Source organism: Klebsiella sp. JB_Kp004 (assembly GCF_040065795.1).
GTDB classification, from domain to species: Bacteria; Pseudomonadota; Gammaproteobacteria; order Enterobacterales; family Enterobacteriaceae; genus Klebsiella; species Klebsiella quasipneumoniae.
In genome coordinates this window covers 19,416-39,035 of the sequence record NZ_JBEAKW010000007.1, presented here as the reverse complement: position 1 = coordinate 39,035, position 19,620 = coordinate 19,416, and the positions used below count along the sequence as shown (strand labels likewise).

Annotated in this window: 18 protein-coding genes; all 18 read right to left on the bottom strand. The window is 54.3% G+C overall.

All coding sequences use genetic code 11. The features are described from left to right. Positions 1-144 precede the first annotated feature (144 nt). The 18 genes from ABLX76_RS09235 to atpI all read right to left on the bottom strand — a co-directional run bounded on the left by ABLX76_RS09235 (position 145) and on the right by atpI (position 19,372). Positions 145-1,311 (bottom strand): alpha/beta hydrolase-fold protein, encoded by a 1,167-nt coding sequence (locus ABLX76_RS09235; protein WP_086075990.1) that lies wholly within the window; start codon positions 1,309-1,311, stop codon positions 145-147. A gap of 38 nt (positions 1,312-1,349) precedes the next feature. Further along, positions 1,350-2,981, bottom strand: coding sequence for a carbohydrate porin (locus ABLX76_RS09230; protein WP_032429026.1), 1,632 nt, complete (start codon positions 2,979-2,981; stop codon positions 1,350-1,352). A 476-nt stretch (positions 2,982-3,457) separates the two neighbouring features. Next, complete coding sequence (gene phoU, locus ABLX76_RS09225; RefSeq protein WP_004145007.1) at positions 3,458-4,183, bottom strand: phosphate signaling complex protein PhoU; 726 nt, start codon at positions 4,181-4,183, stop codon at positions 3,458-3,460. A gap of 50 nt (positions 4,184-4,233) precedes the next feature. After that, positions 4,234-5,007, bottom strand: coding sequence for a phosphate ABC transporter ATP-binding protein PstB (gene pstB, locus ABLX76_RS09220; protein ID WP_004145006.1), 774 nt, complete (start codon positions 5,005-5,007; stop codon positions 4,234-4,236). 46 nt (positions 5,008-5,053) lie between these two features. Then, positions 5,054-5,944 (bottom strand): phosphate ABC transporter permease PstA, encoded by an 891-nt coding sequence (gene pstA / locus ABLX76_RS09215; RefSeq protein WP_086075987.1) that lies wholly within the window; start codon positions 5,942-5,944, stop codon positions 5,054-5,056. Beyond that, positions 5,944-6,903 carry a phosphate ABC transporter permease PstC gene (pstC, locus tag ABLX76_RS09210; RefSeq protein ID WP_004145004.1) on the bottom strand — a complete coding sequence of 320 codons (960 nt, stop codon included), beginning with the start codon at positions 6,901-6,903 and terminating at the stop codon, positions 5,944-5,946. Before pstC ends, pstA begins: the two co-directional genes overlap by 1 nt. A gap of 127 nt (positions 6,904-7,030) precedes the next feature. Further along, entirely contained in the window at positions 7,031-8,071 is a 1,041-nt protein-coding gene (pstS, locus tag ABLX76_RS09205; protein WP_023291471.1) for a phosphate ABC transporter substrate-binding protein PstS, read from the bottom strand. 339 nt (positions 8,072-8,410) lie between these two features. Further along, positions 8,411-10,240: a glutamine--fructose-6-phosphate transaminase (isomerizing) gene (gene glmS, locus ABLX76_RS09200; protein WP_023291472.1), complete on the bottom strand. Its 1,830-nt coding sequence runs from the start codon at positions 10,238-10,240 to the stop codon at positions 8,411-8,413. A gap of 186 nt (positions 10,241-10,426) precedes the next feature. Continuing rightward, positions 10,427-11,797: a bifunctional UDP-N-acetylglucosamine diphosphorylase/glucosamine-1-phosphate N-acetyltransferase GlmU gene (glmU, locus tag ABLX76_RS09195; RefSeq protein ID WP_023291473.1), complete on the bottom strand. Its 1,371-nt coding sequence runs from the start codon at positions 11,795-11,797 to the stop codon at positions 10,427-10,429. A gap of 696 nt (positions 11,798-12,493) precedes the next feature. After that, positions 12,494-12,913: a F0F1 ATP synthase subunit epsilon gene (locus tag ABLX76_RS09190; RefSeq protein WP_004107274.1), complete on the bottom strand. Its 420-nt coding sequence runs from the start codon at positions 12,911-12,913 to the stop codon at positions 12,494-12,496. A 20-nt stretch (positions 12,914-12,933) separates the two neighbouring features. Continuing rightward, positions 12,934-14,316: a F0F1 ATP synthase subunit beta gene (gene atpD / locus ABLX76_RS09185; RefSeq protein ID WP_023291474.1), complete on the bottom strand. Its 1,383-nt coding sequence runs from the start codon at positions 14,314-14,316 to the stop codon at positions 12,934-12,936. Between the two features lie 26 nt (positions 14,317-14,342). After that, the gene (atpG, locus tag ABLX76_RS09180; RefSeq protein ID WP_004144996.1) at positions 14,343-15,206 is read right to left on the bottom strand and encodes a F0F1 ATP synthase subunit gamma; all 864 of its coding nucleotides are present in this window, start codon (positions 15,204-15,206) and stop codon (positions 14,343-14,345) included. A gap of 50 nt (positions 15,207-15,256) precedes the next feature. Continuing rightward, a complete protein-coding gene (atpA, locus tag ABLX76_RS09175; RefSeq protein WP_004144995.1) occupies positions 15,257-16,798 on the bottom strand; it encodes a F0F1 ATP synthase subunit alpha in 1,542 nt (513 codons plus the stop codon). 12 nt (positions 16,799-16,810) lie between these two features. After that, positions 16,811-17,344, bottom strand: coding sequence for a F0F1 ATP synthase subunit delta (atpH, locus tag ABLX76_RS09170; RefSeq protein WP_004202307.1), 534 nt, complete (start codon positions 17,342-17,344; stop codon positions 16,811-16,813). Positions 17,345-17,358: 14 nt separating this feature from the next. Then, positions 17,359-17,829 (bottom strand): F0F1 ATP synthase subunit B, encoded by a 471-nt coding sequence (gene atpF / locus ABLX76_RS09165; RefSeq protein ID WP_004107293.1) that lies wholly within the window; start codon positions 17,827-17,829, stop codon positions 17,359-17,361. A gap of 50 nt (positions 17,830-17,879) precedes the next feature. Further along, positions 17,880-18,119 (bottom strand): F0F1 ATP synthase subunit C, encoded by a 240-nt coding sequence (gene atpE / locus ABLX76_RS09160; protein ID WP_000429386.1) that lies wholly within the window; start codon positions 18,117-18,119, stop codon positions 17,880-17,882. Between the two features lie 48 nt (positions 18,120-18,167). Further along, on the bottom strand, positions 18,168-18,983 hold the full coding sequence (gene atpB / locus ABLX76_RS09155; RefSeq protein WP_023291475.1) for a F0F1 ATP synthase subunit A: 816 nt from the start codon (positions 18,981-18,983) through the stop codon (positions 18,168-18,170). 8 nt (positions 18,984-18,991) lie between these two features. Next, the gene (atpI, locus tag ABLX76_RS09150; protein ID WP_004202310.1) at positions 18,992-19,372 is read right to left on the bottom strand and encodes a F0F1 ATP synthase subunit I; all 381 of its coding nucleotides are present in this window, start codon (positions 19,370-19,372) and stop codon (positions 18,992-18,994) included. Between the last annotated feature and the right edge of the window lie 248 nt (positions 19,373-19,620).

The window sequence follows — 19,620 nt, the reverse complement described above, 5'->3', positions numbered from 1 at the left end:
GGGCGACGGTTGGCAGGTAGCGCTATGTTCTAGCCCAGAACAGGACGGCTGGCGACCGGCTATCTCTTCATCATCTTGGGACACAATCACTTTCATCTTGCCTTTCTTCACTCGCGGAAAGCGGGGGCTAAACGCCCCCACCGGCTATTTAAACAGTTTTTGCACAAACTCCGCGTAGGCCGGGCGCCAGACGTCCATTTCATGGTTCAGGCCGGGATAGGCGTGATAGTCAAAGTTGATCTTCTGTTTTTCCAGCTCGCTTTTCAGACCCGCGATGTCTTTGCCGGTCACGGAATCTTTTTCCCCGACGACCACGGTAAAGTTACGCAGCTGTTGATTGATCGCCTCAGGATGTTTCAGTTGCGCTTCCACACCGGCATTCGGCACCGTGGTGGTCGTGACGCCGCTAAACGTGGCGAGCCAGCCAAAGCTCTCCAGATGATTCATCCCGGAAACCAGCGCCTGATACCCGCCCTGAGAGAGGCCAGCCAGCGCCCGACCATCGGCATCTTTACGCACGTTAAACCGGGCATCGATCAGCGGAATAATGTCCTGCATCAGCTCCTTATCCGCCGCCAGCGCATTCAGCGGATAGAAGGTTTTGCGTCGTTCCTGCGGCGGGAAGTTTTCCGCGATGGCTTCCGGGGTGTCGGTTTCGGTATCCGGGACCACCACCAGCATAGGCTTGATCTTGCCCTCCGCCAGCAGGTTATCCATGATTTGCGGAATACGCCCCTGATCGATGGCCGACAGCCCGCTGTCGCCAAAGCCATGATAGAAATAGAGCACCGGCAGCGGCTCGCCGCTGCCGCTATAGTTCGGCGGCGTCCAGACATAGAGCCGCCGTTCCGCATTCAGCGCCTTCGAGTGATAGGTAAGGGTGCGCAGATCGCCGTGCGCGACCGGGCGATCGTCCAGAATACTGCCGGGAACCAGAATCAGGCTGGTGTTCACCTGACGCTGCGGCTTCTGATAGCGGCTGCCGGTATCCACCGAGCGGAAGCCGTCCACATCAAAATAGTATTCATAGAGATTGGGTTTCATTGGCTCGCTTTTCCATGTCCAGACCCCGTGGTCCGCTTTGGTCATGTCGTGCGAGACAAAGGTGTCCGGCGTGGCGCCTGTCACCACCGAAACCCGCCGGGCATCAGGGGCAAACAGGCGGTAAGTGATACTCTTATCCGCGTTAACCTGGGTGATAAAGTGGCTCACCGGCAGGGAGGGCTCGGGCACCGCTGGCAACGGTGCCGCCTGAATGGTGAACGCCGCGCCCGCCAGCGCGAGGGCGAAATAAATGGCATGTTGTTTCATCGTTATTCCTCTTACGTTGTGTCCGTTCTGTTATCGTCTCACCACCAGATTTCCGCCTGCGCCCCTACGGCAAACTGATCGTTTTTACCGTCTTCAAAAATGCGGGTGGTGTTATTCGCGGCCTTATCCAGGTCGATATCCTTCGCTTTAATATAGGTGGCATAGAAGCGAATTTCCGGGCGCGAGGTCAGCATACTGGTATTAACTTTGAAGGTATGGAACAGCGTGGTCTTATAGCCGGACTCGTTATATTTCTTGCCGGTCACATCTTTGTTTTGCTGCCTGAAGTACCCCAGTTCGACGCCGGTCTGGTTATATTTATTCCAGATATAGGCCGGCCGCAGGACCGTACGGATGGATTCAAAATCGGAGTGGGCCCCGGTCTCGTAGCTGTAAACGTCGTTGCCAAAGGAGTAAACGATGGCATTCGCCATAATAATGTCATCGCGTAAATAGGTTTCTCCTTGCGAGGTTAAGCGCACGGCGGTGCCATTGGTATGGTCGCCATAATAGCGGCCGTTAAAGGTAGTATAGGGGCTGGATCCGGCATAGCGCGAGAAGCTGCTGGCAATGGAGTTATTCGCCAGCAACAAAGAAAATTCGTTAAAGCCGCCGTGAGCAAATTTTTGCGTTAACGAGGTGCCGGCCATCCAGGTATCTTTCCATGGATAATAGCCTTCATTGCCCTCTTTATATTTCTCAGAAGAACTTTGGTTGGCGGCGACATAGCGTCCGCTGACCATCAGACTGGCTTTATCCCACAACGGGATCTCTTTGTAACGGATATCGAGGGTATTGGTGTTAATTTGCTGCTTATTGCTTAAAGAACGATCGTAGTCATCAACATCCTCCCGGACCAGCGCGATATCGAATTTCCCGGCGCCTACCTGCCAGTTTTCCAGCCCCACGCCAGCCGCCGCATCGGTTCTCTGCGTTTTCCAGTCCAGCATCTGGATCTCGATTTTTGGCGCACCGTGTTTGCCGACCCAGAAATCGGCTTCCGGGGCAAACGGCAGGAATCCTTTGGTGTTAACGTACATATCCGAGAACTGGATGTAGTTTTCGCCGCCGGCATTGTCACCAAACCAGCCAGTGGAATACTGCTGGCCAACGTTCCCGTCGAGCATCACGATGGCGTCGACGCGTTTATCGCCTTCCTGAAACACCCGCTGCTTCAGCTGCAGATCGAACCAGCCGGAATATTCATTGCCCAGACGGCCAAGCGAACCAATGGCCCACGACTTTGGCGAGCCATGCGAGGCGGTTCCCCAGCCCGAGCGGAAGTAGCCGTTATAGCTAAAGCCAATTTCATCTTTGACGAACTTGCTAAAGTCTTTCAGCGTCATCGCGCTGTAGGCTGGCGCGCCGTCTGTGGCAGGTTGTTGATTTTTGACCAGTACCGCATCCGGTTTCACTGCTGCTTTCGGTCCTGCCGCCGCCGCGACGGTGCGCTTCTGGCTCTCTGCAGGCGAAGACCATGTGGCCCAAATCTGGTCTCTTTTTCTCTCCTGGTCCTGATATTTTTTGAGCTCTTTTTGCGTATCGCTAAGCGCTTTTTCCAGCAACTCAAGCCGTTGCTCTACCGTCAACTGGCTCGCGAACAGCGTGGTTGAATAACAAAGCGGCGCCAGCAATACCATCGCCGAAGCGATCCTGGTTTTTCTAAACATAATATTCCCTTATATAAGTGTTGGCATAAATAAATACGACAGCGACAAGCATCGCGCGGGTTCTAATAGCTGTATCCATACCGCTTAAGGGCGCGAGGGCTGTTATTTTTGCGGAGAGAAAAAAGCAAAAAAACCCGAAGAAGACGATCTGCCTAAACAGATAATCCTCTTCAGGTTTTGCCCGCGCATCGCGGTAGCAACCCTTATTAACTCATTCTTAACGCGCATAAAAAAACCTGATATCGCCGCCGTGGGGGGGGCAATATCAGGTTTTGCCTGCTGTCGCAGTAACAATCCGTTTAAAACATTCTGAGCTTGCGCGCTCAGTCAGTGAATGCTGATTGTTACGCGATAAAATGAAGAACTCAAACGGGCAGCCTGTTAATTGTGACGATAATCGCAGCAATATCGCTGCCGCTGGAGGAATCATATCTAATTCTGATAAATCCATTTATCAGAATTAGACAAAATGATTATTACTCTTTCGGATCTTTTCCGGCGAGCAGTTTATCCAGTTCATCGCCGCCCACATGACGGAAATCCTGGCCTTTGACGAAGTAGAAAATATATTCGCAAATATTCTGGCAGCGGTCGCCGATACGTTCGATGGAACGCGCGCAGAACAGCGCCGTCAGAACGCTGGGGATAGTGCGCGAGTCTTCCATCATGTAGGTCATCAGCTGACGCACGATGCCTTCATACTCCTGGTCGACTTTCTTGTCTTCGCGATAGATACGTACCGCCTCGTCGAGATCCATACGCGCGAAGGCATCCAGCACGTCATGCAGCATCTGCACCGTATGGCGGCCCAGCGATTCGAGGCTCACCAGCAGCGGCTGGTGCTGCTGGGAAAACTTCTCCAGCGCGGTACGGCAGATTTTATCCGCCACGTCGCCAATGCGTTCCAGCTCAGCGATGGTCTTGATGATCGCCATCACCAGGCGCAGGTCGCTGGCGGTCGGCTGGCGCTTGGCGATGATGCGCACGCAGGCTTCATCGATCGCCACTTCCATCATGTTGACCTGCTTGTCGCCGTCAATCACGCGTTTCGCCAGATCGCTGTCCTGGTTATGCATGGCGGTGATCGCATCAGAAAGCTGTTGCTCCACCAGCCCACCCATGGTCATCACCTGGGTGCGGATATACTCCAGTTCAGCGTTGAACTGGCCGGAAATATGTTTATTAAGATTTAGGTTGTCCATGGTGTCTCCTGATTGCCCAACTGGTGAGAGCCTGAAAGCACAAGGGCAAATCAACCGTAGCGGCCAGTAATATAATCTTCAGTTTGTTTCTTCGCGGGCTTGGTGAACAGGTCATCCGTGTTGCTGAACTCAATCAGCTCGCCAAGATACATAAATGCCGTATGGTCGGAGCAACGCGCAGCCTGCTGCATGTTGTGAGTCACGATAACGACGGTGTAATCCTGCTTCAGCTCGGTGATCAGCTCCTCGATACGCCCGGTAGAGATCGGGTCCAGCGCTGAGCAAGGTTCATCAAGCAGCAGGACTTCCGGGCGGATCGCGATACCGCGGGCGATGCACAGGCGCTGCTGCTGACCGCCGGAGAGAGAATACCCGCTCTGGTGCAGTTTATCTTTGGTTTCATTCCATAATGCGGCTTTGGTCAACGCCCACTGCACGCGCTCATCCATATCGGCACGGGACAGCTTTTCAAACAGGCGCACGCCGAAAGCGATGTTGTCGTAAATGGACATCGGGAACGGCGTTGGCTTCTGGAATACCATGCCAACCTTGGCACGCAGCAGGGCGATATCCTGGGTGTTGGTCAGAATGTTGTCGCCATCCAGCAGGATCTCGCCTTCCGCGCGCTGCTCCGGATACAGTTCAAACATTTTGTTGAACGTACGCAGCAGAGTGGATTTACCACAGCCTGACGGACCGATAAACGCCGTCACCTGGTTTTTGGTGATATCCAGGTTGATGTTCTTCAGGGCATGGAATTTACCGTAGTAGAAGTTCAGGTTGCGAACTGAAATCTTACCCGGGGCTGTATTCACCATACTCATCTCAATCTCTTCCTCATTCAGCGCAGCTGTCGCTGCGCCGCAAAAATTAACCGTGTTTCTTCTTGGCGAAGATAACGCGCGCCAGGATGTTCAGCAGCAAGACGCACAGGGTGATAATCAATACCCCGGCCCATGCCAGTTGCTGCCACTCCGCAAACGGACTCATGGCAAATTTGAAAATGGTCACCGGCAGGTTGGCAATCGGCTGCATCATGTCGGTGCTCCAGAACTGGTTGGACAGCGCGGTAAACAGCAGGGGCGCCGTTTCCCCGGCGATACGGGCGATAGCCAGCAGGATCCCGGTCATAATCCCCGAGACGGACGCTTTCAGGGTGATCGCCGAGATCATCTTCCACTTCGGCGTACCCAGCGCATAGGCCGCTTCACGCAGGCTATCCGGCACCAGTTTCAGCATGTTTTCGGTGGTACGAATAACGATAGGCACCTGCAGCAGCGCCAGGGCGATAACGCCCGCCCAGCCGGAGAAGTGCTGCATCTGCGCCACCACGATGGTGTAGACGAACAGACCAACCACGATAGACGGCGCGGAAAGCAGTATATCGTTAATAAAACGGATAATTTCCGCCAGCACCGACTTGCGGCCATACTCCGCCAAATAAATTCCAGCGAGGATACCCAGCGGCGTACCAAAGATAGTTGCCCACAGGATCAGCAGGCCGCTGCCGGCGAGGGCGTTGGCCAGACCGCCGCCCGCGGTATTCGGCGGCGGCGTCATTTCGGTAAACAGCGCCAGGCTCATGCCGTCGAAGCCGCGGGTTATCGTCGCCATCAGGATCCAGATAAGCCAGAACAAACCAAACGCCATGGTGGCCATCGACAGCGTCAGGGCGATGCGGTTCTTCATGCGGCGCCTGGCTTGCATCTTACGGCGGGATTCCGCCAGCTCGGCGGTGCTTTGCATTTCAATGGTCGCCATTAGCGTGCCCCCTCATTCTTCGCGAGGCGCATAATCATAAACTTCGACGCCGCCAGAACGATAAAGGTGATAACGAACAGGATCAGACCCAGTTCCATCAGCGCCGCCACGTGCAGACCGGTTTCGGCTTCGGCGAATTCGTTGGCCAGCGCGGAGGTAATGCTGTTTCCCGGCATATACAGCGATATGCTGTCGAGCTGGTAGGTGTTACCGATGATAAAGGTGACCGCCATGGTTTCACCCAGCGCACGGCCCAGACCGAGCATCACGCCGCCGATCACTCCGTTCTTGGTGAACGGTAAAACGATGCGCCAGATCACTTCCCAGGTGGTGCAGCCGATGCCATAGGCCGACTCTTTCATCATCACCGGCGTCTGTTCGAAAACATCACGCATTACCGCGGCGATATAAGGGATGATCATGATGGCCAGAATAACGCCAGCGGCGAGAATACCGATACCAAACGCCGGGCCAGCAAACAGCGCGCCGACGAACGGAATAGTCGACAGGACGTTACCAACAGGCTCCTGGAAGTAAGTCGCAAACAGCGGGGCGAAAATAAACAGGCCCCACATGCCGTACACGATACTCGGGATCGCGGCCAGCAGCTCAATCGCAATGCCCAGCGGACGCTTGAGCCAGGCGGGGGACAGTTCCGTCAGAAACAGCGCGATGCCGAAGCTCACCGGTACGGCGATCAGCAGCGCGATAAAGGAGGTCACCAGGGTCCCGTAAATCGGCACCAGCGCGCCGAAGATTTCGTTGGGCGCATCCCACTCTTTGGTCCACAAAAAGGCAAAGCCAAACTTTTGAATGCTCGGCCAGGAAGAGATGATCAGGGAAACGATGATGCCGCCCAGCATCAATAGCACAATCAGCGCAGCCAGTTTTACCAGCGCACTGAAAATCATGTCACCCTTTTTCCCCGGAGGGGTAAATGCAGGCTTGGTTGCAGCCATAGATTACTCTTTACGTATTAAAGCTTGTTCGAATAAATGCCCGGTGGCGTTCGCTTCCGGGCCTACAGTCTGAACCGTAGGGCGGGCAGCGCTGAACGCCCCCGCCATCTTCGTCAAAAATCTACTGTTAGTACAGCGCTTTACCGCTGCTGTCTTTGACGTTGGTTTTCCATGCCGCACGAACCTGCTCAACCACGCTTTCCGGCAGTGATGCGTAATCCAGCGCATTCGCTTCTTTCCCGCCATTTTTATACGCCCAGTCGAAGAACTTCAGCACTTCAGCGGTCTGCTCAGGCTTGTTAGTCGCCTTATGCACCAGAATGAAGGTGGTTGAGGTGATCGGCCATGCATTTTCACCCTTCTGGTTAGTCAGGTCCTGAGCGAAAGACTTGCTCCAGTCAACGCCTTTTGCGGCGTTAGCGAAGTTGTCTTCAGTCGGGCTAACCGGTTTGCCATCGGCAGAGACCAGTTTGGTGTACGCCAGATTGTTTTGTTTGGCGTAAGCGTATTCGACGTAACCAATCGAGCCCGGCAGACGCTGAACAAAGGCGGCGATACCGTCGTTGCCTTTACCGCCAAGACCGGTTGGCCAGTTAACGGTAGAGCCTGCGCCGATTTTCGATTTCCACTCTTCATTCACTTTGGACAGGTAGCTGGTGAAGACGAAGGAGGTACCGGAACCATCGGCGCGGCGAACCACGGCGATATTCTGCGACGGCAGCTTCAGACCCGGGTTGAGTTTAGCGATCGCTTCGTCATCCCATTTTTTAATTTTACCCAGATAGATATCGCCGAGGGTTTTGCCATCCAGCACCAGCTCGCCGGATTTCACGCCAGGCAGGTTAACCGCCAGCACCACGCCGCCGATCACGGTCGGGAACTGGAACAGACCTTCCTGGGTCAGTTTGTCATCAGCCAGCGGAGCATCAGAAGCACCGAAATCAACGGTGTTGGCAATAATCTGCTTAACGCCACCAGAGGAACCAATACCCTGGTAGTTCACTTTATTGCCGGTTTCTTTCTGATAGGTGTCAGCCCATTTGGCATACACCGGCGCAGGAAAAGTTGCACCTGCGCCAGTCAGGCTTGCTGCTGCGAAAGCAGAGAAAGCGCTCATCGATAAGGTCGCGGCGACAACTGTTGCGACGGTGGTACGCATAACGTTCATAATGTCTCCTGCTGGGATTCGTAAATCATTGTTTCGAGGCTATGGTGAGCAAAATAGGTCAAAGAGGTGACAGTAAAATGTACGAATTATGACAGTTTTATGACAGGTCGGGAGAAGGGATTTTGCGTCAAATAATACGCTTATAACTCAAACGGTTATCTGCAAGCATGACCATACAATGACGGAATAATTTTCTTTTTATGACAGCCAAATCGCAGTGCAAAACGATCGGTTGTCGTCTATCGCCATCCCACATATTGCGCACAAGATCGGCGAAAAACAGCAGGTGAAAATAAAAAAGGGCCACCGCCGGCAGCCCTTTGCAAAAGAGGTAATACGTTACTCAACCGTGACCGATTTCGCCAGGTTACGCGGCTGATCAACGTCTGTGCCTTTGATCAGCGCAACGTGATAAGCCAGCAGCTGCAGCGGCACGGTGTAGAAGATGGGGGCGATGGTCTCTTCGACATGCGGCATCTCAATGATGTGCATGTTGTCGCTGCCGTTGAAGCCGGCGTCACCGTCGGCGAAGACGTACAGCTCACCGCCGCGGGCGCGAACTTCTTCGATGTTGGATTTCAGTTTTTCCAGCAGCTCGTTGTTCGGCGCCACCACGATCACCGGCATTTCCGCATCAATCAGCGCCAGCGGGCCGTGCTTCAGCTCGCCCGCCGCGTAGGCTTCCGCGTGAATGTAGGAGATCTCTTTCAGCTTCAGCGCCCCTTCCATGGCGATCGGATACTGATCGCCGCGGCCGAGGAACAGCGCATGGTGCTTATCAGAGAAACGCTCTGCCAGCTGCTCAATACGCTTGTCCTGAGAGAGCATCTGCTCAATACGACTCGGCAGCGCCTGCAGGCCGTGGACGATATCATGCTCAATGGACGCATCCTGACCTTTCAATCGCGCCAGTTTCGCCACCAGCATCAGCAGCACCGTCAGCTGAGTGGTAAAGGCCTTGGTCGAGGCCACGCCAATTTCCGTTCCGGCTTTGGTCATCAGCGCCAGATCGGATTCGCGCACCAGCGACGAGCCCGGCACGTTGCAGATGGCCAGCGAGCCGAGATAGCCCAGCTCTTTCGACAATCGCAGCGCCGCCAGCGTATCGGCAGTTTCACCGGACTGGGAAAGGGTGATCATCAGGCTGTTACGACGCACCGCGGACTTGCGATAGCGGAATTCGGAGGCGATTTCCACATCGCACGGCACGCCGGCTAACGCTTCAAACCAGTAGCGGGAGACCATCCCGGAGTTATAGGAGGTCCCGCAGGCAACAATCTGAATATGTTCGACCTGAGCCAGCATTTCATTGGCGTTCGGCCCCAGCTCGCTGAGATCGACTTCGCCGTGGCTGATACGCCCGGTCAGGGTGTTCTTAATCGCGTTCGGCTGTTCGAAAATCTCTTTCTGCATATAGTGGCGATAGATACCTTTATCGCCGGCGTCATACTGCAGATTGGATTCGATCTCCTGGCGCTTCACTTGCGCAGCGGATTTATCGAAAATCACCACCGAGCGACGAGTCACTTCCGCAATATCGCCCTCTTCGAGGAAGATGAAGCGGCGGGTAACCGGCAGCAGCGCCAGCTGGTCGGAGGCGATAAAGTTTTCACCCATGCCCAGACCAATAACCAGTGGGCTACCGGAGCGGGCCGCCAGCAGAGTGCCCGGGTCGCGGGTATCCATGATGACGGTGCCGTAGGCGCCGCGCAGCTGCGGGATGGCGCGCAGCACGGCTTCACGTAAGGTACCACCTTGTTCCAGCTCCCAGTGCACCAGATGGGCGATAACTTCGGTATCGGTCTCAGTGACGAAGACATAGCCGCGAGACTGCAGCAGTGCGCGCAGCGGCTCGTGGTTTTCGATGATCCCGTTATGGACCACCACAATGTGTTCAGAAACATGCGGATGCGCATTGCTCTCAGACGGTTCGCCGTGCGTCGCCCAACGAGTATGGGCGATCCCGGTACCACCGTGTAACGGTTGCTCTTCGACCGCCTGAGCCAGCATCTGTACCTTACCCAGGCGACGCACGCGGGTCATATGACCTTCGCTGTCGACTACCGCCAGACCGGCAGAGTCATAGCCACGGTATTCCAGACGACGTAAACCTTCGAGAAGGATTTCAGCAATATCACGCTGCGCGACTGCGCCAACAATTCCACACATAGTTAAATTTCCTGATAATGGCGATATGCCATGCGTTGTCGCTGACCTGTATTTGCCCGTTTTCCGGGCGCCCCGAGCCTTGTAGAGAGTGGGGTTATTGTTATGGTACTGCCTGCGGACGGGGATCTATATTGACCCTCTCATCCTGGTTCGCCGGGCGTTTTTCACCCCCGGCGACAATCCTGTTTATTTTTTCTTCACCGGACGCTGCCAGCCCTGTTTGTGGACCTGCGGTACGCGGCTCAACACCAGTTCGTTATCGGCGATATTGCGTGTGACGGTGGTGCCGGCGGCGATCGTGACGCCGTTGCCTACCGTGACCGGGGCCACCAGCTGGGTATCCGAGCCGACAAAGACATCATCGCCAATAATCGTTTTATGTTTATTCGCGCCATCATAGTTGCAGGTGATGGTGCCCGCGCCGATATTGACGTTATCACCGATCTCCGCATCGCCCAGATAGGTCAGATGACCCGCCTTGGAGCCTTTGCCGAGACGCGCCTTTTTCATTTCCACGAAGTTGCCAACGTGGGCGCCTTCCAGCAGTTCGGCGCCCGGGCGCAGACGGGCAAATGGGCCGATGGTGCAGGCCGCCTGCAGCCGGGCATCTTCCACCACGCTGTAGGGGCTGATTTCGCAATCATCGCCGATAGTGCTGTTTTTAATCACACAGCCGGCGCCGATTTTCACGCGATCGCCCAGCACGACGCGGCCCTGCAGAATAACGTTAGTATCGATCTCCACATCGCGCCCGTGCTGCAGCGTACCGCGCAGATCGAAACGCGCCGGATCGCGCAACATCACCCCCGCCAGCAGCAGCTTTTCCGCTTGCTCAGCCTGGTAGACGCGCTCCAGGCGCGCAAGCTGCAGGCGATTGTTGACGCCTTCGACTTCGCTCAGGCGCTGGGGATGCACGGCAACGATCTCGTGACCTTCCTGATGCGCCATGGCGATGATATCGGTGATGTAGTATTCGCCCTGGGCGTTGTTATTGGTGAGCTTCGCCAGCCAGCGCTTGAGATCTGCTCCGCCGGCGATCAGGATGCCGGTGTTAATTTCCTGAATCTGGCGCTGCGCCTCGCTGGCATCTTTGTGCTCAACGATGCCTGTCACCTGGCCATTCTCACGGGTAATGCGGCCATAGCCGGTTGGATCATCCAGCTTCACCGTCAGCAGACCAATCCCGCCCTGCGGTTTCGCGGCGCGCAGGCGCTGTAGCGTCTCGACGGAGATCAGCGGCACGTCGCCGTAGAGCATCAGGATGTCTTCATCATCATTGAAGAACGGCGCCGCCTGCTGCATGGCGTGCCCGGTTCCTAGCTGCTCGGCCTGCAGCACCCAGTTCAGGTTGTCTTCATGCAGCGTCTGACGCAGCAGATCGCCGCCGTGGCCGTACACCAGGTGTACCGCACATGCGCCTAAATCGTTAGCGGCATCAATGACATGCTGCACCATTGGCTTCCCGGCCAGGGTATGCAGCACCTTAGGAAGATCGGAATACATGCGGGTCCCTTTGCCTGCGGCAAGGATAACCACGCTCATCGCACTATTTGACATACTCATCCTGACGGTAGTTAGAACGAAAAGTAAAAGCCTTTCACGTTGAAATTTCTACATATTTTTCATCATAAAACGAGACGTGGAGAAAACGTCCAGGCTCACCGCTATACACCATTTTATGACGCTATTTTTAACCACTGCAAATCAGTTTAATGCTGAAAAAGGAGGGTAGGGAGGATAATCATTGACTATCTCACTGCTTTTGCTGTTTTTTCGCCACCTGAATAAAGCCGCTGCGGAAAGCGGTTTTCAGCACCCATAGCGGGAAGAACCAGGATAATCGTCGCCAGTCGCTGGCGGGGGGAGGGCGGCAAAGTGATTGATGTAGTGATTAAAAACGAAAGGCCACCGTCAGGTGACCTTCTTTGCCCGGTTTCACATCGCCAGTGTTGTCGTTTTGATGGGCGATACGTCGTGTCAGCGGGGGAGATAGCGCGGAGCTTAGAAGCTCAGGACGCTAAATTTAGCGATGATTTTATGGAACAGTTTCATGATGAATTCCTGACGCAGGTGCAATTTGATAACGCTATTTTATGTGACACACATCACATAAAACAGAGTCTACGCTTCATCATTTAACTAATCAATAACAATTAAGGGTGAACTCTGTTTTCACTTCATCCGCTCGTCAGCAGCTGGCCATAAAAAAAGCCAGCCTGGAAACCAGACTGGCTTTTTACGTTCAAGCCGGTGTTACATCGCTTTTTTGGTCAACTCGATAACGCGCAGTTTAGCGATCGCTTTGGCCAGTTCCGCGGACGCCTGAGCGTAATCCACGTCACCATGAGAGCTCTTAATGTGCTCTTCAGCCTTACGTTTCGCTTCCAGGGCTCGCGCTTCGTCGAGATCCTGGCCACGAATTGCGGTATCCGCCAGGACGGTCGTGCTACCCGGCTGCACTTCAAGAATGCCGCCTGACAGGTAGATAAATTCTTCGTGACCGTGCTGCTTAACGATGCGAATCATACCAGGCTTAATGGCGGTGAGCAGCGGCGCGTGCCCCGGGTAAATACCCAGTTCACCTTCGCTACCCGTTACCTGGATTTTCTCGACCAGACCAGAGAACATTTGTTTCTCTGCGCTGACGACGTCCAGGTGGTAAGTCATTGCCATATCACCCTCCGATTAAGGCGTTAAAGTTTTTTGGCTTTTTCCACGGCTTCGTCGATAGAACCGACCATGTAGAACGCCTGCTCCGGCAGGTGATCGTATTCGCCTTCCATGATGCCTTTAAAGCCACGGATGGTGTCTTTCAGGGAGACGTATTTGCCCGGAGAACCGGTAAATACTTCTGCCACGAAGAACGGCTGGGACAGGAAGCGCTGGATCTTACGTGCGCGAGCTACCACCAGTTTATCTTCTTCAGACAGTTCATCCATACCCAGGATGGCGATAATGTCTTTCAGTTCCTGATAACGCTGCAGAATGGACTGAACGCCACGAGCGGTGTCGTAGTGCTCCTGACCAACAACCAGCGGATCCAGCTGACGGCTGGTGGAGTCCAGCGGGTCAACGGCCGGGTAGATACCCAGGGATGCGATCTGACGGCTCAGTACTACGGTTGCATCTAAGTGAGCAAAGGTAGTGGCTGGGGATGGGTCAGTTAAGTCATCCGCCGGTACGTATACCGCCTGTACGGAAGTGATAGAGCCGGTTTTGGTGGAGGTGATACGTTCCTGCAGAACGCCCATCTCTTCCGCCAGTGTCGGCTGGTAACCTACCGCTGAAGGCATACGACCCAGCAGTGCGGATACTTCAGTACCGGCCAGGGTGTAACGATAGATGTTATCGACGAACAGCAGAACGTCACGACCTTCGTCACGGAACTTCTCAGCCATGGTCAGGCCGGTCAGCGCAACGCGCAGACGGTTTCCCGGCGGCTCGTTCATCTGGCCATACACCAGGGATACTTTGTCGATAACGTTGGAGTCGGTCATTTCGTGGTAGAAGTCGTTACCCTCACGAGTACGTTCACCTACGCCCGCAAACACGGAGTAACCGGAGTGCTCGATCGCGATGTTACGGATCAGCTCCATCATGTTTACGGTTTTACCTACACCCGCGCCACCGAACAGACCGACTTTACCGCCCTTCGCGAACGGACACATCAGGTCGATAACTTTGATGCCGGTTTCCAGCAGTTCCTGAGAGCTGGACAGCTCTTCATAAGACGGTGCTGCGCGGTGGATAGCCCAACGCTCTTCTTCGCCGATGTCGCCTTTCATGTCGACCGGTTGACCCAGTACGTTCATGATACGACCCAGCGTAGCTTTACCAACCGGGACTTCGATCGGGTGCTCGAGGTCTTTTACATCCAGACCGCGGCGCAGACCATCGGAAGAACCCATGGCGATGGTACGCACGATACCGCCGCCCAGCTGCTGCTGAACTTCCAGCACCAGAACTTCATTACCATTCTGTACCTCAAGGGCTTCGTACACGCGTGGTACGGCATCCTGAGGGAACTCGACGTCGACCACGGCGCCGATTACCTGGACAATCTTTCCAGTAGCCATCTTAAATCCTCTACGAAATAACCTGGTTAAACCGCGGCGGCCCCCGAGACGATCTCGGTGAGTTCCTGAGTAATGCTGGCCTGACGAGCTTTGTTGTATACCAACTGCAGCTCTTTAATCAGGCTGCCGCCATTATCGGTCGCGGCTTTCATCGCCACCATACGGGCGGCCTGCTCGCTGGCCAGGTTTTCAACCACGCCCTGATAAACCTGAGACTCGACGTAGCGGCGCAGGAGGGTATCCAGCAGCGCTTTCGGATCGGGCTCATACAGGTAATCCCAGGATTTACGTTTCAGATCAGCGTCTTCTGATGCCGGTAACGGCAGCAGCTGAGTGATCGTCGGAACCTGAGACATGGTGTTAATAAATTTGTTGCTGACAACGTACAGCTTGTCCAGACGGCCTTCATCATAGGCCTGCAACATCACTTTTACCGGGCCGATCAGTTCGGACAGGGATGGGTTATCCCCCATACCGGTCACCTGTGCAACGACGTTGCCGCCAACGGAGTTAAAGAAAGAGACGCCCTTAGAGCCGATCATTGCGAGGTCGCACTGAACGCCTTTATCGGACCATGCTTTCATTTCCGCCAGCAGTTTCTTGAACAGGTTAATGTTCAAGCCGCCGCACAAACCACGGTCGGTCGACACCACCAGGTAGCCCACGCGCTTAACGTCGCGTTCTTCCAGGTAAGGGTGCTTATATTCCAGATTACCGTTCGCAAGGTGACCAATCACTTTGCGCATAGTATCTGCGTAAGGACGGCTGGCCGCCATGCGCTCCTGCGATTTACGCATTTTGGAAGCGGCGACCATCTCCATCGCTTTAGTGATCTTTTGCGTGTTCTGGACGCTTGCGATCTTACTACGTATCTCTTTTGCGCCGGCCATGAGCTTCTCCTCAATGCCTTGCGGCCTGCCCTAAGACAGACCGCCAGACGTTACCAGGACTGGGTTGCTTTGAAGGAATCGAGGATGCCTTTCAGCTTGCCTTCGATTTCGTCGTTATAGCCACCGGACTGGTTAATCTCTTGCATCAGCGGAGCGTGATCACGGTCGACGTAAGCCAGCAGAGCGGCTTCGAAGCTACCGATTTTCGCCAGTTCTACATCAGCCAGATAACCACGTTCTGCTGCGAACAGAACCAGAGACTGCTGCGCGACGGACATCGGCGCATACTGTTTCTGTTTCAGCAGTTCGGTCACTTTCTGACCGTGGTCCAGCTGTTTGCGGGTTGCATCGTCAAGGTCGGATGCAAACTGGGAGAACGCCGCCAGTTCACGATACTGCGCCAGCGCGGTACGGATACCACCGGACAGTTTCTTCATGATCTTGGTCTGCGCTGCACCACCCACACGGGATACCGAGATACCCGGGTTAACCGCAGGACGAATACCGGCGTTGAACAGGTTGGTTTCCAGGAAGATCTGACCATCGGTAATGGAGATTACGTTGGTCGGAACGAACGCGGAAACGTCACCCGCCTGGGTTTCGATAATCGGCAGCGCGGTCAGAGAACCGGTTTTCCCTTTCACTTCACCTTTGGTGAAGGCTTCAACGTATTCGGCGTTAACACGCGCAGCACGCTCCAGCAGACGAGAGTGGAGGTAGAATACGTCGCCCGGGAACGCTTCACGTCCTGGCGGACGACGGAGCAGCAGGGAGATCTGACGATAAGCAACAGCCTGTTTAGACAGGTCATCGTAAACGATCAGCGCATCTTCACCGCGGTCGCGGAAGTATTCGCCCATTGCGCAACCCGCGTATGGCGCCAGGTATTGCAGTGCAGCAGATTCGGATGCAGTCGCTACCACCACGATGGTGTTAGCCAGCGCGCCGTGCTCTTCCAGTTTACGCACCACGTTAGAGATGGTGGACGCTTTCTGGCCGATAGCAACATAGACGCACTTGATGCCGGAATCACGCTGGTTGATGATGGCATCGATAGCCAGCGCAGTTTTACCGGTCTGACGGTCGCCGATGATCAGTTCACGCTGACCACGACCGATTGGGATCATGGCGTCAACGGATTTATAACCGGTCTGTACCGGCTGATCGACGGACTGACGTTCGATTACGCCCGGCGCGATCGCTTCAACGGCGGAGAAACCGTCGTTTTCCAGCGGACCTTTACCATCAATTGGCGCGCCCAGGGTGTTAACCACGCGGCCCAGCAGGCCACGGCCAACCGGAACTTCCAGGATACGGCCAGTACATTTCACCTTCATGCCTTCGGCGAGGTCAGCGTACGGACCCATCACCACCGCACCAACGGAGTCGCGCTCCAGGTTCAGTGCGATAGCGTAACGGTTACCCGGCAGGGAGATCATCTCACCCTGCATACATTCGGCAAGGCCGTGGATGCGGATAACACCGTCACTTACAGAAACAATAGTACCTTCGTTATGAGCTTCGCTCACAACATTGAACTGAGCAATGCGCTGCTTGATCAGTTCGCTGATTTCGGTGGAATTCAGTTGCATGCTCCAGTCCCCTTAAGACTGCAAGACGTCTGCAAGGCGATCAAGACGGCCGCGTACGCTGCCATCAATGACCATATCACCCGCACGGATGATAATACCTGCCATAACAGACTTATCGATTTTGCAATTCAGCTTAACTTTGCGTGACAGACGTTTTTCCATCGCGCTGACGATCCTGGCAAGCTGTTCATCACTCAGTTGGTTGGCAGATATGACTTCTACCTCTGCGATGGCCTCACTGGCCGCGCGCAGGTGAATGAATTGCTCAAGAACGTCCGGGAGCACCTTCAGACGATTATTTTCCGCCATCACCTTAATCAGGTTCTGGCCGTTTTCGTCAAGTTGCTCGCCGCAGATAGCGATAAACGCTTCTGAGAGCGTTTCCGGCGCCAAAGCACCGGAGAGAAGCTCTGCCATTTGGTCGTTTTTGGTCACTTCGGCGGCAAACGCCAGCATATCCTGCCAGCGTTCAACACTGTTGTGTTCGACGGCAAAGTCAAAAGCTGCTTTGGCGTAGGGGCGAGCTACCGTTACAAATTCAGACATCAGCCCCTCCCTCCTTACAGTTCAGCGACAAGTTTATCCACGATGTCGCTGTTAGCAGCTTCATCCACGGAACGTTCGATGATCTTCTCGGCGCCAGCAACAGCCAGGATAGCGACCTGCTTACGCAGCTCCTCGCGTGCACGTTTACGCTCAGCATCAATTTCAGCCTGCGCTTGTGCAACGATTTTGGTGCGTTCCTGTTCTGCTTCAGCTTTAGCTTCGTCCAGAATCTGAGAGCGGCGCTTGTTCGCCTGCTCAATGATTACCTGGGCTTCCGCTTTCGCTTTTTTCAGCTGGTCGGTCGCGTTGGCCTGTGCAAGGTCCAAATCTTTCTTAGCGCGTTCTGCAGAAGCTAAACCGTCAGAAATCTCTTTCTGGCGTTTTTCGATGGCAGCCATTAAAGGCGGCCATACGTACTTCATGCAGAACCATACGAAGATAACAAACGCGATGGCCTGGCCGAGGATTGTTGCGTTCATGTTCACAGCACAATACCTCTTTAATTAACTCTGTGGCTTAGGTTTCTAACAACTTACTACGCGACGGCGAACATCACGTACAGACCCAGACCTACAGCGATCATCGGGATAGCATCCACCAGACCCATAACGATAAAGAACTGAGTACGCAGCAGAGGGATCAGATCCGGCTGACGCGCTGCGCCTTCCAGGAATTTACCTCCGAGGATGCCGATACCGATCGCAGCACCGATTGCCGCCAGACCCATCATCACAGCGGCAGCCATGTACAGCAGATCCATATTCAGGTTTTCCATGACAGTCTCCAGTTTGTTTCAGTTAAAACGTAGTAGTGTTGGTAAAAATCAATGCTCTTCAGACGCCATCGACAGATAGACAATCGTCAGAACCATGAAGATGAAGGCTTGCAGCGTAATAATCAGGATGTGGAAAATGGCCCAAGGCACATTCAGAACCCACTGTGACCACCACGGCAGCAGACCAGCAATCAGAATGAAAATCAGCTCACCGGCATACATGTTGCCGAACAGTCGCAGACCGAGAGAGACCGGTTTGGACAGCAGGCTTACCCCTTCAAGGATTAAGTTGACAGGAATGAACGCCCAGTGATTGAACGGCTGCATGGTCAGTTCTTTAACGAACCCACCCACGCCTTTCATTTTGATGCTGTAGAAAATAATCAGGATGAACACGCCAAGCGCCATCGACAGGGTGATGTTCACGTCAGCAGACGGAACCACGCGCAGTGCAGGCAGGCCGAAAATGTGTTCGCCGATATAAGGAAGCAGGTCGATTGGCAGCAGGTCCATCAGGTTCATCAGGAAGACCCAGACGAACACGGTCAGCGCCAGCGGCGCGATAACCTTGCTCTTGCCATGGTACATGTCTTTGACGCTGCCATGGACGAAGCCGATGATCATTTCGATGAAGGTCTGGAATTTCCCTGGTACGCCGCTGGTCGCTTTCTTAGCAACGCTACGGAACATGGCCAGGAACAGCAGACCGAGAACCACCGAGAAGAACATGGAGTCAATGTTGAGCGTCCAGAAGGTGGCCGGGGGGTTGTGCGGATCCACCAGCGAGAAAGTACGCAGATCAATCTGAAGGTTGTTCAGATGGTGACCTATGTATTCCTGCGGCGTCATATTTTCTGAAGCCATGATGCCTTTTACCCTTTGTTGTTGATTACAGCTGGCGCCAGAACTTGTACCACCAGCACCAAAACCCACGTCACGATCAGTGGCAAAAATACCACTTTTAAAACGGCCAGCGCCACCGCCAGGAGGGCGAAGGTCAGCAACACCTTGAAGGCTTCACCGAAGGCGAAGGTCCAGGCCACACGGCCTTTTGCTGGTGTATGCGCCTGATGACGCCAGGCAAAAATCATAAACATCAGGTTTGGCAAAACCACTGCCAAACCGCCGCATACCGCGGAAATGCCCCAGAAGGGGTCTTTGAGGCTAAACAGCAGTCCACTTGCCATTACTGCCAGTAACTGAATAAACAGAAGCTTGCGAGCAACGTTTCGACTCAAGAGCGACACTGACATCACGTTTTTACTCCTGCTCCCTTTGAGGTATGTCGCGTGTCGTATAAAACGTCCTTTAAGACGAAGAGTCAAGCATCAAAAAGCGGACAAATTATACGGTGACGCCCCGTGATTTCAAACAATAAGTAGCAAAATAGTGAATAAATGTTTAATTATTTTCCAACGGACAACTTTCCGCGCATTTCAGCGTTCTGTGAGCGGTCATACAAAACTGCAAATAACGTGGAAACACGGCAATTAAAGCGTGC

Coding starts and splice junctions, on each gene's coding strand:
- atpG (WP_004144996.1), bottom strand. CDS start 15,206: ATGGCCGGCGCAAAAGAGATACGTAGTAAGATCGCAAGCGTCCAGAAC.
- atpA (WP_004144995.1), bottom strand. CDS start 16,798: ATGCAACTGAATTCCACCGAAATCAGCGAACTGATCAAGCAGCGCATT.
- atpE (WP_000429386.1), bottom strand. CDS start 18,119: ATGGAAAACCTGAATATGGATCTGCTGTACATGGCTGCCGCTGTGATG.
- pstB (WP_004145006.1), bottom strand. CDS start 5,007: ATGAGTATGGTGAATACAGCCCCGGGTAAGATTTCAGTTCGCAACCTG.
- glmS (WP_023291472.1), bottom strand. CDS start 10,240: ATGTGTGGAATTGTTGGCGCAGTCGCGCAGCGTGATATTGCTGAAATC.
- atpB (WP_023291475.1), bottom strand. CDS start 18,983: ATGGCTTCAGAAAATATGACGCCGCAGGAATACATAGGTCACCATCTG.
- glmU (WP_023291473.1), bottom strand. CDS start 11,797: ATGTCAAATAGTGCGATGAGCGTGGTTATCCTTGCCGCAGGCAAAGGG.
- atpI (WP_004202310.1), bottom strand. CDS start 19,372: ATGTCAGTGTCGCTCTTGAGTCGAAACGTTGCTCGCAAGCTTCTGTTT.
- atpD (WP_023291474.1), bottom strand. CDS start 14,316: ATGGCTACTGGAAAGATTGTCCAGGTAATCGGCGCCGTGGTCGACGTC.
- ABLX76_RS09235 (WP_086075990.1), bottom strand. CDS start 1,311: ATGAAACAACATGCCATTTATTTCGCCCTCGCGCTGGCGGGCGCGGCG.
- atpH (WP_004202307.1), bottom strand. CDS start 17,344: ATGTCTGAATTTGTAACGGTAGCTCGCCCCTACGCCAAAGCAGCTTTT.
- ABLX76_RS09190 (WP_004107274.1), bottom strand. CDS start 12,913: ATGGCAATGACTTACCACCTGGACGTCGTCAGCGCAGAGAAACAAATG.
- phoU (WP_004145007.1), bottom strand. CDS start 4,183: ATGGACAACCTAAATCTTAATAAACATATTTCCGGCCAGTTCAACGCT.
- pstS (WP_023291471.1), bottom strand. CDS start 8,071: ATGAACGTTATGCGTACCACCGTCGCAACAGTTGTCGCCGCGACCTTA.
- pstA (WP_086075987.1), bottom strand. CDS start 5,944: ATGGCGACCATTGAAATGCAAAGCACCGCCGAGCTGGCGGAATCCCGC.
- pstC (WP_004145004.1), bottom strand. CDS start 6,903: ATGGCTGCAACCAAGCCTGCATTTACCCCTCCGGGGAAAAAGGGTGAC.
- ABLX76_RS09230 (WP_032429026.1), bottom strand. CDS start 2,981: ATGTTTAGAAAAACCAGGATCGCTTCGGCGATGGTATTGCTGGCGCCG.